Below are 14,645 nucleotides of genomic sequence, written 5' to 3'. Positions count from 1 at the left end.
CGTGAAGCGGGGCGGGTGACGCGGGCCGCGGGCGGATCCGGAAAAGCCCGAGGGCCGCCGACCAGATGAACTCTGGTCGGCGGCCCTCGGGGTGCGACGCGGGGGTGCGTACGGGATCAGTGGTGGCCGTGGCCGCTGGTGATCTCGTGGTGCTCCTCGGCGGTGGGCTTGGCGATCTGGCTGGTCTCGCCGAAGTAGCCCTTGGAGAGCTTCGCGCGGGTGCGCTGCAGGATCGAGGTCTTCGCGGCGACACCGTTCTCGTCGACCTCGGCGGGCAGCTCCAGCGGCTGCGGCTGCTCGTGGGCGGTGATGGTGTGCAGCTGGTCCTGCGGGAGCTGCGCGTGCACCTCGACGAACTCGCCGTGCGGCAGGCGCTTGATGACGCCGGTCTCGCGGCCGTGCAGGACCTTCTCCTTGTCCCGGCGCTGGAGGCCGAGGCACCAGCGCTTGGTGATCCAGAAGGTCAGCACGGGGACGACGAAGAAGCCGACCCGGACGAAGTACGTGATGTCGTTGATCGACAGGTGCAGGTGGGTGGCGAACAGGTCGTTGCCACCACCGACGAGCAGCACCAGGTACAGGCTGATCCAGGCCGCGCCGAGACCGGTCCGGACCGGGGCGTTGCGCGGGCGGTCCAGGATGTGGTGCTCGCGCTTGTCGCCGGTGATCCAGCTCTCGATGAACGGGTACACCGCGATGGCGGCCAGCACCATCGGGAAGATCGCCAGCGGGACCATCACACCCATGTTCAGGGTGTGGCCCCAGGCCCGGATCTCCCAGCCCGGCATGATGCGGATCAGGCCCTCGGAGAAGCCCATGTACCAGTCCGGCTGGGCGTCCGTGGACACCTGGTCGGGGCGGTACGGGCCGTACGCCCAGATCGGGTTGATCGTGGCGATCGCCGACATGGCCGAGATGATGCCGAACACCAGGAAGAAGAAGCCGCCGGCCTTGGCCATGTAGACCGGCATCAGCGGCATGCCGACGACGTTCTTCTCGGTCTTGCCGGGCCCGGCCCACTGGGTGTGCTTGTGGTAGAAGACCAGGATCAGGTGCGCCACCAGCAGGCCCAGCATGATGCCCGGGATGAGCAGCACGTGGATGGTGAAGAACCGCGGCACGATGTCGACGCCGGGGAACTGGCCGCCGAACAGGAACATCTGGATGTACGTGCCGACCAGCGGGACGGCGAGGATCGCGCCTTCCATGAAGCGGATACCGGTACCGGACAGCAGGTCGTCGGGGAGCGAGTAGCCGAAGAACCCGTCGAACATGCCGAGCACCAGCAGCAGGAAGCCGAAGACCCAGTTGACCTCACGGGGCTTGCGGAACGCGCCCGTGAAGAACACGCGCATCATGTGCACGAGCATCGCGGCGACGAACACCAGGGCGGCCCAGTGGTGGATCTGACGGATCAGCAGGCCGCCGCGGACCTCGAAGCTGATGTCGATCGTGGAGGCGTAGGCCTCCGACATCCGGATGCCGTTGAGCGGGGCGTAGGAGCCGTGGTAGACGACCTCGCCCATGCTGGGCTTGAAGAAGAGCGTCAGGTAGACGCCCGTCAGGATGATGATGATGAAGGTGTAGAGGCAGATCTCGCCGAGCATGAAGGACCAGTGGTCCGGGAAGATCTTGCGCAGGTTGGCCTTGGCGAGGGAGTAGATCCCCAGCCGGCCGTCCGCCCAGTCCGCTGCCGCCTCCGCCTTGTTGGCGGGCTTGGCTCGGGTGCTGGCCGGCTTGGAGGCGCCAGTGGTGGCGCTGCTCGCGGAACTCATGCGGAGCGCTCCCAGAAGCTCGGGCCGACGGGTTCCGGGAAGTCGCCGGTGGCGACCAGGAAGCCCTTTTCGTCTGTGGTGATCTTCAGCTGCGGCAGCGGGTGGCCGGCCGGGCCGAAGATCACGCGGGCGCCGTCCGCCAGGTCGAAGGTCGACTGGTGGCAGGGGCAGAGTGCGTGGTGCGTCTGCTGCTCGTACAGGCTGATCGGGCAGCCGACGTGCGTGCAGATCTTGGAGTAGGCCAGGATGCCCTCGAAGCCCAGCTCGCGGGACTCCGAGTCCTTGATGTCCTCCGGGGCGATCCGGACGAGCATCAGCGCGTCCTTGGCGATCTGCTGCTGGAAGTCCTCGTCGTCCTCCTCCAGGCCCTCGGGCTTGGCGAAGGTGAGCGAGCCGACCGCGATGTCCTCGGCCTTCATCGGCCGGTTGGTGTTCATGTTGATCAGCGCCAGGGGCTTGGCCTCGGTGGCCTCGTCCCAGCCGGTGTGCTGGAGCTTGTCCTCGGGCAGCGGGCCCAGGTCGCGCAGCAGGACGACACCCGACAGCGGTACGAGCGCCATCGAGCCGATCAGGGTGTTGCGGATCATCTTGCGACGGCCGAAGCCCGACTCGGCGGCGCCGGTCCTGAACTGCTCGATGACGTCCGCGCGGACCTCGTCGTCAGCCTCGATCGCGTGCCGCTCGGCGGGGATCTCGTGGTCGGACATCAGGGTGCGGGCCCAGTGGACCGCGCCCGCGCCGATGCAGAACAGCGCCACACCCAGGGTCATGCCCAGCGCGAAGTTCAGCGCGCTGACGTGGCCCAGCGGGAAGATGTAGACGAGTTTGTCCGCGTCGATCGCCACGTACGAGGCGATGAAGCCGACGGTGGCGAGCATCGACACGACGAACATCAGGGAGACCTGGCGCTCGGCGCGCTTGGCCGCCCGCTCGTCGATGTCGGTGCGACGCGGTTCGTGGACCGGCAGGCCCGGGTCGGCGAACGGGTCGCCGTGGGGGGCCACCTCGCTGTGCCCTTCGGAGCCGTGCGACTCCGGAAGCTTGTCTTCTGACATGTCGTGGCTCATGACTTCCGGGCCTTGGTGGTGTGGGCGGCGACCCAGATCGCGATCGCGATGAGAGAACCGAGACCGAAGATCCAGCCGAACAGGCCCTCGGTCACCGGACCGAGGCTGCCCAGGGCGAGACCGCCGGGGTTGGGCTCTTCGTTGGTGTGGCGGACGAAGGCCACGATCTGGCGCTTCTGCTCCTCGGGCATGGTGGTGTCCGGGAACGACGGCATGTTCTGCGGGCCGGTCTGCATGGCCTCGTAGATGTGCTTGGCGTCCACGCCCTCCAGCGAGGGGGCGTACTTGCCCTGGGTGAGGGCACCGCCCTTGCCCGCGAAGTTGTGGCACTGGGCGCAGTTGGTGCGGAACAGCTCGCCGCCCGCGGCCACGTCGTCCGGGTTGGTCGACGTGTACTGCGACTCCAGGGGCGCCACCGGGCCGGGGCCGAGCGACGCCACGAAGGCCGCGAGCTGGTCGATCTCGGGCTGGGTGTAGATGTTCTTCTTCTTCGGCACCTGGGCGCCGGGCTGCTGCGCGGGCATGCGGCCGGTGGCGACCTGGAAGTCGACCGCCGCGGAGCCGACGCCGACCAGGCTCGGGCCGTCGGAACTGCCCTGGCCGTCCAGGCCGTGGCACGAGGAGCAGCCCACGGCGAAGAGCTTCTTGCCCTCGTCGATCGCGAGCGACTGCGCGGCGGTGTCGGCCTGCGCCTGACCGGCGGGCGCGAACGCGGCGTACAGCCCCCCGGTGGCCGCCAGGGCGAGAAGTAGAACGACCAGCGCCGCCAGTGGATGGCGCCGTCGTGCGGAGAGCTTTTTCACGGAATAACCCCGGTGTCAGGATCTGGTCGACTGGTGGGTGCGCCCGGCGGCCGTCTGGCCGGTACGGCAGGCAGCCGGTGAGGACTGCGCGCGCGGTCGGTCGGTGGGAGCGTCGTTCACCGGCAGCAGGGTCGTCTTCGCGGTGAGGGCGCCCTCGCGGCCGGCAGCCAGCGACCTGATCAGCTGGTTACTTGATCAGGTAGATGGTCGCGAACAGGCCGATCCACACGACGTCGACGAAGTGCCAGTAGTACGACACGACGATGGCGGCCGTGGCCTGCTCGTGCGTGAAGCGCTTGGCTGCGTACGTCCGTCCCAGGACCAGCAGGAAGGCGATCAGACCACCCGTCACGTGCATACCGTGGAAGCCGGTGGTCAGGTAGAACACCGTGCCGTACGGGTCGGAGGACAGCGACAGGCCGTCCTTCTTGACCAGCTCGGTGTACTCGAAGATCTGCCCGCCGATGAAGATCGCGCCCATCACGAAGGTGATGACGAACCACGAGCGGAGCTTCTTCACGTCCCCGCGCTCGGCGGCGAAGACGCCGAGCTGGCAGGTCAGCGAGGAGAGCACCAGGATCGTGGTGTTGACGGAGGAGAAGGGCACGTTGAGCGCGTGCGCCTTCTCGCTCCAGAACTCCGGCCCCTTCACGGAGCGGAGAGTGAAGTACATCGCGAAGAGCGCCGCGAAGAACATCAACTCGGAACTCAGCCAGACGATCGTTCCGACGCTGACCATGTTCGGCCGGTTGACCGATCCGTGCGCGTGCCCGGTTTCTACTGCTGTTGCTGTCGCCACGACGGACATTATGTCGGTCCCTTATTCCGTCTTCACGCCGGGGGGTGTCCCTCGGAGTGTCCGGTGCGTGCGGTATGCCCCGTTGAGGGCCGACGGGGCGTCCGGCGGGTGGGCGCGCGGGGCTATGTCCGTTTTCTGACGGTTGTTCGGGCTGCCGGGCGGCCCCCGGAGCGGCCTGAGCACTCCATTGCCCTGCGTGTCGCGGCGACCCGCGGCCGCCGGGTCGGCTAGCGGGTCCGCCGTACGGGTGGTCTGCGTTCGCCAGGGTGACGCCGCACCCCCCGTACGGGTGAGTACCGGGCGCGGCGCCTTCCGGGCCGGACCCGGCGGGATCACGCCGGAGGGGCTCCGCGGCGGGTGATCGGGAGTAGCATCCGGGACAGGTGGACGTGGTCCGGATCACACTGAGGGAGCAGGGCCCCATGGCGCACACGACCGACGAGACGCTCACCGTCCTCGTCTACAGCGATGACCGCAACACCCGCGAGCAGGTGCGGACGGCCCTCGGCCGGCGCCCGGCCGCGGACCTTCCCGATGTCGAGTACCTGGAGTGCGCGACCACACCCGCGGTGCTCCGCGCACTGGAGAAGGGCGGCGTGGACCTCTGCGTGCTGGACGGCGAGGCCGTCCCCGCCGGCGGCCTCGGCCTCGGCAGGCAGCTGAAGGACGAGATCTACGGCTGCCCGCCCGTCCTGGTGCTGATCGGCCGGCCGCAGGACTCCTGGCTCGCCGCCTGGAGCCGGGCGGACGCCGCGATCTCCCACCCGGTCGACCCGGTGGCGCTGGCCGAGGCCGCCGCCACCCTCCTCCGGAACCGGATCGCGGGCCGGGCGCCGGCGAACCGCTGACCCGGCGCACGCCCCGGCCGCCCCCGTCCGGCGCTCCTCCTCTCCTCTCCTCCTCCACCGCCGTCTCAGCAGGAGAGAAGAGGGGCGGCGGTGGGGGCGGCCGTGTCATGCCGCTCGATAGGCTGGCCGTCCTGCCCCCGGAGCCCCTCCGGCGGCGCTGACGAGAGCTGGAGACGGCCATGGTGAACGCGCACCCTGCGAACGGCGGCAACGACCCCGTGCAGGTGGTCCGCGCCTGGCCGGATCTCCTGTCCGCACTACTGAGGGGTGAGGACCTCACCCAGGAGGACACCGCCTGGGCGATGGACGGCATCATGAGCGGCGAGGCGAGCGCCGTCCAGGTGGCCGGCTTCGTGGTCGCGCTGCGGGCCAAGGGGGAGACCGTCGAGGAGATCTCCGGCATGGTGGACGCGATGTACGCGCACGCCGAGCCGCTGCACATCCCCGGCCCGGCCGTCGACATCGTCGGTACCGGCGGCGACCGCGCCAAGACCGTCAACATCTCCACCATGTCGGCGATCGTCGCGGCGGCCGCCGGCGCCAAGGTGGTCAAGCACGGCAACCGGGCCGCCTCCTCGGCGAGCGGCTCCTCGGACGTGCTGGAGAAGCTCGGCATCAGCCTCGACCTCAGCGCCCGGCGGGTGGCCGAGATCGCCGAGGAGGTCGGCCTCACCTTCTGTTTCGCGGCCAAGTTCCACCCGGCCATGCGGCACACCTCGCTCGCCCGGCGTGACCTCGGCGTCCCGACGGCCTTCAACATCCTCGGCCCGCTCACCAACCCGGCCAAGGTCACCGCACACGCCGTCGGGTGCTTCGACACCCGCCTCGCCGGGCTGATCGCCGGCGTGCTGGCCCGGCGCGGCGCCACCGCGCTGGTCTTCCGCGGCGACGACGGCCTGGACGAGCTGACCATCTCCACCACCTCCCGGGTCTGGATCGTGAAGGACGGCGTCGTCACCGAGGCCTCCTTCGACCCGCGCGAGGTCGGCATCGAGCTGGTCGGCATCGAGGCGCTGCGCGGCGGCGACGCCGCGCACAACGCCGAGGTCGCGCGCCGGCTGCTGGCGGGGGAGCGGGGGCCCGTCCGGGACGCCGTCCTGCTGAACACCGCGAGCGCCCTGGTGGCCCTGGAGCTGACCGACGCACCGCTGGCCGAGCAGCTCGCGGCCGGCATCGAGCGGGCCGCCGCGGCGATCGACTCGGGAGCGGCGCAGGAGCTGCTGAAGCACTGGGCCGAGGCCAGCGCCGCTTCCTGAACGGGCAGTTGAGGACGACGGCGGCCCGCGGAGCAGCTCCGCGGGCCGCCGCCCTGTCCGGATGGCGGACTCGTGTTTGACCACTGTGCGACCCCCGCCTAGAGTTTTCGCCAGGTCATGAGTGACAGCGACAAGCCCCAGCTTGCTGTCCGGCAACCCTCCGTCCGTGGCGGGGTGCCCTGGGTGAGGACCGGGCCACGCGGCACACCGTCCGCGCGGCAAGCGCGGACCACCGGCAGATCAGCACTCCCGGGGTCCTCACCTCAGAGGAGTGCATCCCCATGTCCGTGATCTCCACCGAAACCTGCGCCCCGCTCGCCGTCCTCGGCCACGACGTCCAGGTCCCGCTCGTCAGCGGCGAGAAGGTCACCTACGCGGCCCTCGACTACGCCGCCAGCTCCCCGGCACTCCAGCGGGTCTGGGACGACGTCGCCGCCTACGCCCCCTACTACGGCAGCGTGCACCGCGGCGCCGGCTACCTCTCGCAGCTCTCCACCGACCTGTTCGAGCAGAGCCGCCGCACCGTCGAGGAGTTCCTCGGCCTGCGCGAGGACGACCAGGTCGTCTTCACCCGCGCCACCACCGACTCGCTCAACCTGCTGGCGGGCGCCCTGCCGGCCGGCACCCGGGTCTTCGTCTTCGAGACCGAGCACCACGCCTCGCTGCTGCCCTGGCGCCGCGAGGGCGTGAGCGTCAGCTACCTGCGCGCCCCCCGCTCGCACGCCGACGCCGTCGCCGCCCTCGACGAGGCGCTGGCCGGGGCCGGTGACGGCCCCAAGCTGTTCTGCGTCACCGGGGCCTCCAACGTCACCGGCGAGCTCTGGCCGGTCGCCGAACTCGCCGCCACCGCCCACCGCCACGGCGCCCGGATCGTCCTGGACGCGGCCCAGCTCGCCCCGCACCACCGCGTCTCCGTCCGCGACCTCGACGTCGACTGGGTCGCCTTCTCCGGACACAAGCTGTACGCGCCGTTCGGCGCCGGCGTCCTCGCCGGCCGCAGCGACTGGCTGGACGCGGCCGAGCCGTACCTGGCCGGCGGCGGCGCCACCCGGACGGTCGCCCGCGAGGTGGACGGCTCGGTCGCCGTCGAGTGGAACTCCGGCCCGGCCCGGCACGAGGCCGGCTCGCCGAACGTGATCGGCGCCTACGCCATCGCCTCGGCCTGCCGCGCGCTGAGCGAGGCCGGCTTCGACGCCCTGGAGGCCCGCGAACAGCAGCTGATCGCCCGCCTCAAGGCCGGTCTCGCCGAGATCCCCGAGGTCAAGGTGCTCAGCCTGTTCGGTGACGACTCCGCCCGGGTCGGCGTGCTCTCCTTCGTCGTCCAGGGCTGGAACAGCTCGCACTTCTCGGCCGCGCTCTCCGCCGAGTACGGCATCGGCGTCCGGGACGGCCTGTTCTGCGCCCACCCGCTGGTGCGCACCCTGCTGGGCGGCGAGGACACCGAACCGTCCGAGTGCGGTGCGCCGGAGCCGTCGCTGCCGGGCGAGCGCAGCCTGAACGCGATCCGGGTCAGCTTCGGCGCCGGCACCCCCGACGAGCACCTGGAGCGGTTCCTGGCCGCCGTCCGCGAGCTGGTCGCGGACGGCGCCGCCTGGACCTACCGCAGCGAGGGCGGCCGCTGCGTCGCCGACGGCCGCCGCCAGTAGGGGCCCCGGCCCGCCGGGCCCAGTTCGCCGGGCCCGGCTCAGAGGGCCCGGCTATTCGTCCAGGCCGAGGTCGAACGCCGCTTCCAGGTCGTGCTGCGAGTACGTCCGGAAGGCGATCTGGGTCTCGGTGTGCTCCACCCCGGGCACCTTGTTGAGCTGCCCCGGGATCACGTCCGCCAGGTCGTCGTGGCGGCGGACCCGGACCATCGCCACCAGGTCGTACCCGCCGGTCACCGAGTAGACCTCGCTGACGCCCTCGATGGCCGCGATCGCCTCCGCGATCTCGGGGATGCGGTCGACGCTGGTCTTGATCAGGACGATGGCGGTGATCACTCTGCTGCTCCTTCGTGGGGTCCGGCCAGCCTAGCCGGGGCGCCGGCCCGGCGGCGGGGCGCGGCCCAGGCGAAGAGGAAGCCCACCGCGAAGCCGATCACGTGCACCAGGTAGGCCACCCCGGGGCCGCCCGAGTGCACCGACCACCACTGGAGGGCGAACCAGAGGCCGAGCACCAGCCAGGCCGGGAAGCGCAGCGGCAGGAAGAGCAGCAGCGGCACCAGCGTGGTGACCCGCGCCTTCGGATGGAGCCGCAGGTAGGCGCCGAGGACGGCCGCGATCGCCCCCGAGGCGCCGATGAGCACCCGGGTCGAGCCGGCCGAGTGCGCCTCGGCCAGCGCGTAGCCGTACGTGGCGAGGGCGCCGGCCGTCAGATAGAAGAGGAGGAACCGCAGCCGCCCCAGCCGGGCCTCCACACCGGCGCCGAAGACGTGCAGGAACAGCATGTTCCCCAGCAGATGCAGCCAGCCGGCGTGCAGGAACAGCGAGCTGAGCACGGACAGCGCCGGGCTCTTGCCGGGCGTGGCGGCGAGCGGGCAGCCGTCCGGCTGGGTGATCCGGTCGGCGGTCAGCGGCCGGTGGCCTAGCAGCTCCTCGGGGACGGCACCCCAGCGCTGCTCGTACCGCTGCTCGGCGCAGACCCGGGCCTGGCCGGTGCCGTAGAAGGGGTTCAGTCCGGCCGCCGGGCCGAGCAGGAACACCAGGGTGTTGAGCGCGATCAGGGCGTACGTGACCACGGGCACGGGGGCGGCGGGGCTGCCGTCCTGCGCGCCGGTGTGGTCGAGGACCGGGGTCGCCATGCCCGGGAGCATTCCTCCGGCCGCGCGCGATGACACCGCGGCGTACTGCGTGTGGGTGACCCGGGAAGGAGATCCGGACCGGTGGCGAGCGCAGACGTCCCAGGCAATAGGCTTGGTGCGGGCATTCCCCGCCTCCCGCCGCCGACGCCGGGGCCCCGGGGGGAGCGCCTCCCGCCCACCCCCGGGAACAGCCGAGAGGACCCCCCGATGACCGTCCCCGCCCTGACCGCAGAGACCCGCTGGCGCTGCACGCTGTGCGGCAACCTCACCCGCTTCGACGTCACCCGCTCCGCGAAGGTCGTCGAGTACCTGCACTTCGACCTGGCCGGCGACTCCAAGGTCGAGGAGACCGAGGTGCTGGCCGAGACGATCGAGTCGGTGCGCTGCCGCTGGTGCAACGCGGTGGACCAGGTCGAACTGGTGGACCGCCCCGGCAACGAGGCCGAGACCGCCCAGGCCGGCAGCGAGGGCTGACACCCCGACCGCGCGGCCGGGCCCACCCGGCCGCGCGCGGGCGTGTGGCGCACCGCGGCGCGGGGCACCGTTCACGGGACAATTGCAGAGAGCGGTGGTTCCGGGGCAGCGGCGGCCGGCCGCGGGTACGCCGCCGCACAGGAACTCTGCAGCACAGGACAGGATCGGAGCCGAGGACGTGGTGGACGCAGCGACGGAGCCCGCCGGGCCGCAGGGGCAGCCGCCCGCTGTGGACGCGCAGCCCCCCGACGCGGTCGAGGCCGTCCCGGCGGGCACCGATGGCGCACCGGACGGCGGGGACAGCGCCGAGGGCCGGCCGGCCGAACAGCTCGACCGCCCGCTGCCCGAGGGCGTCCGCCGCCGGGTGGTCGGGATCGCGGCCGACGCGCTCGGCGGCCTGCCGGTCGGCGAACTCCCTCTCTCGCTGCGCCAGTACGCCAAGTTCACCCCGGCCCGCCGGGCCAAGTACGCCGCCACGGCGCTGGCCGCCGCCCTGGAGTCGGAGCCGGCCTTCCGGGTGCGGATAGCGGACCGGCTGCGCCTCGGCCAGCCCGACCTGGTCAAGGCCCTGGAGAGCGGCAGCGTCCCCGGCGCCGCCGATCCGATGGACGTCGCCACCGCCGCCTACCTGCTGCGCCCGCCGGGCTGGTCGCGGCTGGTCGCGCAGGCGGGGGAGCAGGCCGAGCGGGCCGGCGCCGAGGGCGCCGCGGCGGAGGCCACCGCGCTGGCCGAGAAGCTCCAGGCGGAGCTGGCCGAGCTGCGCGCCGCCGCCCGGGCCGACCTGGACCGCCATCGCGCCGAGTCGGAGAGCGTGCGCAAGGAGGCGGAGTCGCTGCGCAAGAAGGTGCGCTCGCTGGAGAGCGACACCCGCCGGGCGCAGGCCGAGGCGCGCAAGCTGTCCGGCGAACTGGAGGCGGCCCGGGCCGCCGCGGCCGCCGAGCGCAGCGCGGCCGACTCGGAGGCCCGCCGGCTGCGGCACCGGATCTCCGAGCTGGAGACGGCCGTGGAGCAGGGCCGGCGCTCGGCCCGCGAGGGGCGCAGCGTCGAGGACATGCGGTTGCGGCTGCTGCTGGACACCGTCCTGCAGTCGGCCCAGGGCCTGCAGCGGGAGCTGGCCCTGCCCGTCACCCAGATCCACCCGGCGGATCTGGTGGACGCCGTGCAGCCGGCCTCGGCCTCGCCGCACGACGTCGCCCGCCGGGCGCTGGCGGAGGACGATCCGGCGCTGCTGGACCAGCTGCTGGCGATCCCGCAGGTGCATCTGGTGGTGGACGGCTACAACGTGACGAAGACCGGCTACCCGGCGCTGCCGCTGGAGCAGCAGCGGATCAGGCTGCTCGGCGGCCTGGCGATGCTGGCGCAGCGCACGCAGGCGGAGGTCACCTGCGTGTTCGACGGGCAGGACCTGGATGTTCCGGTGATCATGGCGCCGCCGCGCGGTGTGCGGGTGCGGTTCAGCCGGACGGGGGAGACGGCGGACGAGCTGATCCGCCGGCTCGTCCGGGCGGAGCCGCAGGGGCGGCCGGTGGTGGTGGTCTCCACCGACCGGGAGGTCGCGGACGGCGTGCGCAACGCGGGTGCCCGGCCGGTGGCGTCGGTCCTGCTGCTGAACCGGCTCGCCCGGGCCTGATCCGCACCCCGTCGTCCGGTCCGCAGGCCCCGCAGAAACGTCTCTGCGGGGCCTGCGGCCGGACGGCGCTGATGCCAGGTCAGCGCGGGGATGACGGTGGTGTGTGGATCGCGTGAATTCCCCGTCCGGGCCCGATGTTCGTGGTCCGGTGGGAGTGGCGCAAAGCTCTGATCTTCACTAGGGTCTGGCGTCAAACCTATTTTCCGGATACTCACTCGTTCGGGTGAGCCCGCAGGAAGAAGGAGCCGTTCACTTGGCCTCCCACCGCCGTCCTAAGCAGCCGAGCCGCACGCGGGTGACCGTGCTCACCGCTGCCGCAGCGACCGCGGTCGCCCTCTCCGCCCAGGTGAGTGCCCACGCCGCGCCCACGCCCTCCAAGAAGGAGGACGTCAAGGCGCAGGTGGACAAGCTCAACGAGGAGCAGGAGCAGGCGGCGGAGCGCTACAACGGCGCCAAGGAGCGGGCCGACCAGCTGCGCAAGCAGGGCGGCGAGCTGCAGGACCAGGTGGCCCGCGGCCAGGAGCAGATGACCCAGCTTCAGGCCGGGCTGGCCGCGGTGGCGGGCGAGCAGTACCGCACCGGCGGCATCGACCCCACCGTCCAGCTGATGCTGACCGCCGACCCGTCCGGCTACCTGGAGCAGGCGGCCAGCGTCGAGCAGGCCACCAACAGCCAGACGGACGCGCTGAAGGGCCTGCAGGACCAGGCGCGCCGGCTCGACCAGCAGAAGGCCGAGGCGGCCGCCGTCCTCGCCTCGCTGGACGAGACCACCAAGGACCTGAACCAGGCCAAGGCCGACGTCAACAAGAAGCTCAAGGAGGCGCAGGCGCTGCTGAACACGCTCAGCGCCGCCGACCGGGCCTCCGTCCTCCAGGGCGACGGCCGCGCCTCGCGCGACTCGGTCCGGGTGGACATGGGCGCGCTGCCGCAGGCCTCCGGCTACGCCGGCGTGGCCGTCGCGAAGGCCATGGGCAAGCAGGGCTCCCCGTACGTCTGGGGCGCCACCGGCCCCAACACCTTCGACTGCTCGGGCCTGATGGTGTGGGCCTACGGCCAGGCCGGCGTCTCGCTGCCGCGCACCTCGCAGTCGCAGGGCAACGTCGGTGTCCGGGTGCCGTCACTGGCCGAGGCGCAGCCGGGCGACCTGGTCGTCTACGGCAGCGACCGCCACCACGTCGGGATGTACATCGGCAACGGGCTCGTGGTGCACGCGCCGCACACCGGTGACGTGGTGAAGGTGATGAAGGCCGACGCCATGCCGATCAACACGATCCGCCGGGTCTGACCTCTCCGGCCCGTCTCGGCAGTCCGGTCTCGTCAACACGCTCTCGACGGCCCGGTCGCGGCGGTCCGCCCTCCGGCGGGCCGCCGTCCGCCTGTGTGCCCACCGCCGGTGATCGCCGTCCGTTCGTGATGCGGACGGTCCGGGGCGCCGTCCGGCTGTGGCGTCCGGGGCCGGTGGGGCCCGGGGGGATCCGTGACGACCGGACAACTTCCCCATTTCGGACATTTGCTGACCGTTCGCCACATCCGACACGCCCGGCCGCGGTGCGGCGGACTGTGATCTGGGACACCGTCGCCCGGGGCGCCTCGCGACCACATGGTGAAAAACAATCAGCGGTCGGTGGGTAGCTGATCACACATGGTCATAATCGCCAGGTAATTCGGGCATCATTCCAACTTTTTTCCTACAAGGATTTGAACGGATCACGGTTTCGTTACTAGGGTCATGACCCGAACCACCGCACAGTCGATCACCCAGCCGGGGTGGCAGCGGGGGTTACCGCCGAGTCCGAGAAGCAGCCGGGCAGTCAACTGCCCGACGGGGAAGCCCCAGCAGGGGTGCTGTGGACCGGAGCCGGGGAACCATGTTCCTCGGGGTGAATCGGCGCCAGGTCGGCCTCAGTGGCCGGTGAGGCGTCGTAGGGCATGTCTTCCAGCCCGAACCCGTCAGCTCACCCGGTAGGCGGACGTAGGAAGAAGGAGCCCGCCTTCGTGGCGTCCCATCGTCGTCCCAAGCCTGCGAGCCGCACCCGCGTCTCGATCATGACCGCGGCAGCCGCAGCCGCCGTGGCCCTGTCGGCACAGTCCGGTGCCCACGCCGACCCCGCACCGACCAAGGACCAGGTCAAGGAGCAGGTCGACCAGCTCAACGAGCAGGCCGAGGTCGCCACCGAGCAGCTCAACGGTGCGCAGGCCAAGCAGCAGGACCTGCAGAAGCAGGTCGGCGAACTGCAGGACAAGGTGGCCCGCCAGCAGTCCCAGGTCACCGACCTCCAGGGCGGCCTGGCCGAGGTCGCGGCCGAGCAGTACCGCAACGGCGGCATCTCCCCGACCGTCCAGCTGATGCTGTCCAGCAGCCCGGACAACTTCCTCACCCAGGTCGGCTCCGCCAACCAGGTCGGCGACTCGCAGAGCAGCGCGCTGAAGGAACTCCAGACCCAGCAGCGCAAGCTGGACCAGGACAAGTCCGAGGCGCAGACCAAGCTCGCCGAGCTGGACACCACCACCCAGCAGCTCAAGGCCAGCAAGGACGAGGTCCAGGCCAAGCTCGCCAAGGCGCAGGCACTGCTCAACACGCTGACCGAGCAGGAGCGCGAGGCCCTGCGCGCCGCCGAGGCCAAGGCCGCCGCCGACGCCAAGGCGAAGGCCGACGCGGCGAAGGCCCAGGCGAAGGCCGACGCCGACCGGGCCTCGCGCGACACCGCGCGCAGCCCGCTGAGCACGTCCACCCCGGCCGCCTCCGCGCCCGCCGAGAGCGCGGCCCCCGCGGCCGCCGCCGTCCCGGCCGGCTCGCGCGCCGCCGCCGCCATCGCGGCCGCCGAGAGCAAGCTCGGCTCCCCGTACGTGTACGGCGCCACCGGCCCGAACTCGTTCGACTGCTCGGGCCTCACCGGCTGGGCGTACGCCAAGGCGGGCGTGTCGCTGCCGCGCACCTCGCAGGCGCAGGCGTCGGCCGGCACCCGGGTCGGCACGAACATCGCCAACGCGCAGCCCGGCGACCTGATCATCTACTACAGCGGCATGACCCACGTGGGCATCTACGTGGGCGGCGGCCAGATCATCCACGCCCCGCACACGGGTTCGGTGGTCCGCTACGAGTCCGCCACGGTGATGCCGATCTCGGCGATCGTGCGTCTCTGACCCGCCCGGATCCGTCCGGATCCGCCCCGGCACGCCGAGCAGTGCCGCAGGCCCGGCCCCCGTTTCGTCC

13 protein-coding genes and 2 riboswitches are annotated in these 14,645 nt (G+C 71.7%); of the genes, 7 read left to right on the top strand and 6 right to left on the bottom strand.

Annotation, left to right across the window (positions count from 1 at the left end; translation table 11 throughout):
- Window positions 1-116: 116 nt before the first annotated feature.
- The 4 genes from ACFUK0_RS31400 to ACFUK0_RS31385 all read right to left on the bottom strand — a co-directional run bounded on the left by ACFUK0_RS31400 (window position 117) and on the right by ACFUK0_RS31385 (window position 4,453).
- Entirely contained in the window at window positions 117-1,775 is a 1,659-nt protein-coding gene (locus ACFUK0_RS31400; protein WP_380255871.1) for a cytochrome bc complex cytochrome b subunit, read from the bottom strand.
- Window positions 1,772-2,830, bottom strand: a complete 1,059-nt coding sequence (locus ACFUK0_RS31395) for a Rieske 2Fe-2S domain-containing protein (protein WP_380255870.1) — start codon at window positions 2,828-2,830, stop codon at window positions 1,772-1,774. Before ACFUK0_RS31395 ends, ACFUK0_RS31400 begins: the two co-directional genes overlap by 4 nt.
- Window positions 2,831-2,838: 8 nt before the next feature.
- Window positions 2,839-3,645: a c-type cytochrome gene (locus ACFUK0_RS31390; RefSeq protein ID WP_380255869.1), complete on the bottom strand. Its 807-nt coding sequence runs from the start codon at window positions 3,643-3,645 to the stop codon at window positions 2,839-2,841.
- 187 nt (window positions 3,646-3,832) lie between these two features.
- Complete coding sequence (locus ACFUK0_RS31385) at window positions 3,833-4,453, bottom strand: heme-copper oxidase subunit III (protein ID WP_266323921.1); 621 nt, start codon at window positions 4,451-4,453, stop codon at window positions 3,833-3,835.
- Between the two features lie 413 nt (window positions 4,454-4,866).
- Here ACFUK0_RS31385 and ACFUK0_RS31380 point away from each other — a divergent pair, with 413 nt between their 5' ends.
- The 3 genes from ACFUK0_RS31380 (at window position 4,867) to ACFUK0_RS31370 (ending at window position 8,194) form a co-directional block, all read left to right on the top strand.
- Window positions 4,867-5,292, top strand: a complete 426-nt coding sequence (locus ACFUK0_RS31380) for a hypothetical protein (RefSeq protein ID WP_380255868.1) — start codon at window positions 4,867-4,869, stop codon at window positions 5,290-5,292.
- Window positions 5,293-5,471: 179 nt separating this feature from the next.
- Entirely contained in the window at window positions 5,472-6,548 is a 1,077-nt protein-coding gene (trpD, locus tag ACFUK0_RS31375; RefSeq protein WP_380255867.1) for an anthranilate phosphoribosyltransferase, read from the top strand.
- 113 nt (window positions 6,549-6,661) lie between these two features.
- A riboswitch (SAM riboswitch) is annotated at window positions 6,662-6,779 on the top strand.
- A 50-nt stretch (window positions 6,780-6,829) separates the two neighbouring features.
- Window positions 6,830-8,194 carry an aminotransferase class V-fold PLP-dependent enzyme gene (locus tag ACFUK0_RS31370; protein ID WP_380255866.1) on the top strand — a complete coding sequence of 455 codons (1,365 nt, stop codon included), beginning with the start codon at window positions 6,830-6,832 and terminating at the stop codon, window positions 8,192-8,194.
- 51 nt (window positions 8,195-8,245) lie between these two features.
- Here the strand turns inward: ACFUK0_RS31370 and ACFUK0_RS31365 are convergent, their stop codons facing one another.
- Both ACFUK0_RS31365 and ACFUK0_RS31360 read right to left on the bottom strand, forming a co-directional pair.
- Window positions 8,246-8,527, bottom strand: a complete 282-nt coding sequence (locus ACFUK0_RS31365; protein ID WP_380255865.1) for an Lrp/AsnC ligand binding domain-containing protein — start codon at window positions 8,525-8,527, stop codon at window positions 8,246-8,248.
- Window positions 8,524-9,327: a rhomboid family intramembrane serine protease gene (locus ACFUK0_RS31360; protein WP_380255864.1), complete on the bottom strand. Its 804-nt coding sequence runs from the start codon at window positions 9,325-9,327 to the stop codon at window positions 8,524-8,526. The genes ACFUK0_RS31365 and ACFUK0_RS31360 overlap by 4 nt, the downstream gene beginning before the upstream one ends.
- Window positions 9,328-9,534: 207 nt before the next feature.
- On the opposite strand from ACFUK0_RS31360, the gene ACFUK0_RS31355 reads away from it, so the two are divergent.
- The 4 genes from ACFUK0_RS31355 (at window position 9,535) to ACFUK0_RS31340 (ending at window position 14,575) form a co-directional block, all read left to right on the top strand.
- The gene (locus tag ACFUK0_RS31355; protein ID WP_380255863.1) at window positions 9,535-9,801 is read left to right on the top strand and encodes a hypothetical protein; all 267 of its coding nucleotides are present in this window, start codon (window positions 9,535-9,537) and stop codon (window positions 9,799-9,801) included.
- Between the two features lie 229 nt (window positions 9,802-10,030).
- Window positions 10,031-11,431 carry an NYN domain-containing protein gene (locus ACFUK0_RS31350; RefSeq protein WP_380255886.1) on the top strand — a complete coding sequence of 467 codons (1,401 nt, stop codon included), beginning with the start codon at window positions 10,031-10,033 and terminating at the stop codon, window positions 11,429-11,431.
- A gap of 253 nt (window positions 11,432-11,684) precedes the next feature.
- Window positions 11,685-12,716: an NlpC/P60 family protein gene (locus ACFUK0_RS31345; RefSeq protein ID WP_380255862.1), complete on the top strand. Its 1,032-nt coding sequence runs from the start codon at window positions 11,685-11,687 to the stop codon at window positions 12,714-12,716.
- Window positions 12,717-13,264: 548 nt separating this feature from the next.
- A riboswitch (cyclic di-AMP (ydaO/yuaA leader) is annotated at window positions 13,265-13,416 on the top strand.
- A gap of 10 nt (window positions 13,417-13,426) precedes the next feature.
- A complete protein-coding gene (locus tag ACFUK0_RS31340; RefSeq protein ID WP_380255861.1) occupies window positions 13,427-14,575 on the top strand; it encodes an NlpC/P60 family protein in 1,149 nt (382 codons plus the stop codon).
- The last annotated feature ends 70 nt before the right edge of the window (window positions 14,576-14,645 follow it).

The sequence above is a fragment of the Kitasatospora sp. NPDC057223 genome, from assembly GCF_042669755.1.
GTDB lineage: Bacteria > Actinomycetota > Actinomycetes > Streptomycetales > Streptomycetaceae > Kitasatospora.
Note: the sequence above shows the minus strand (reverse complement) of the source record. Positions and strands in the feature narration are given on the sequence as shown.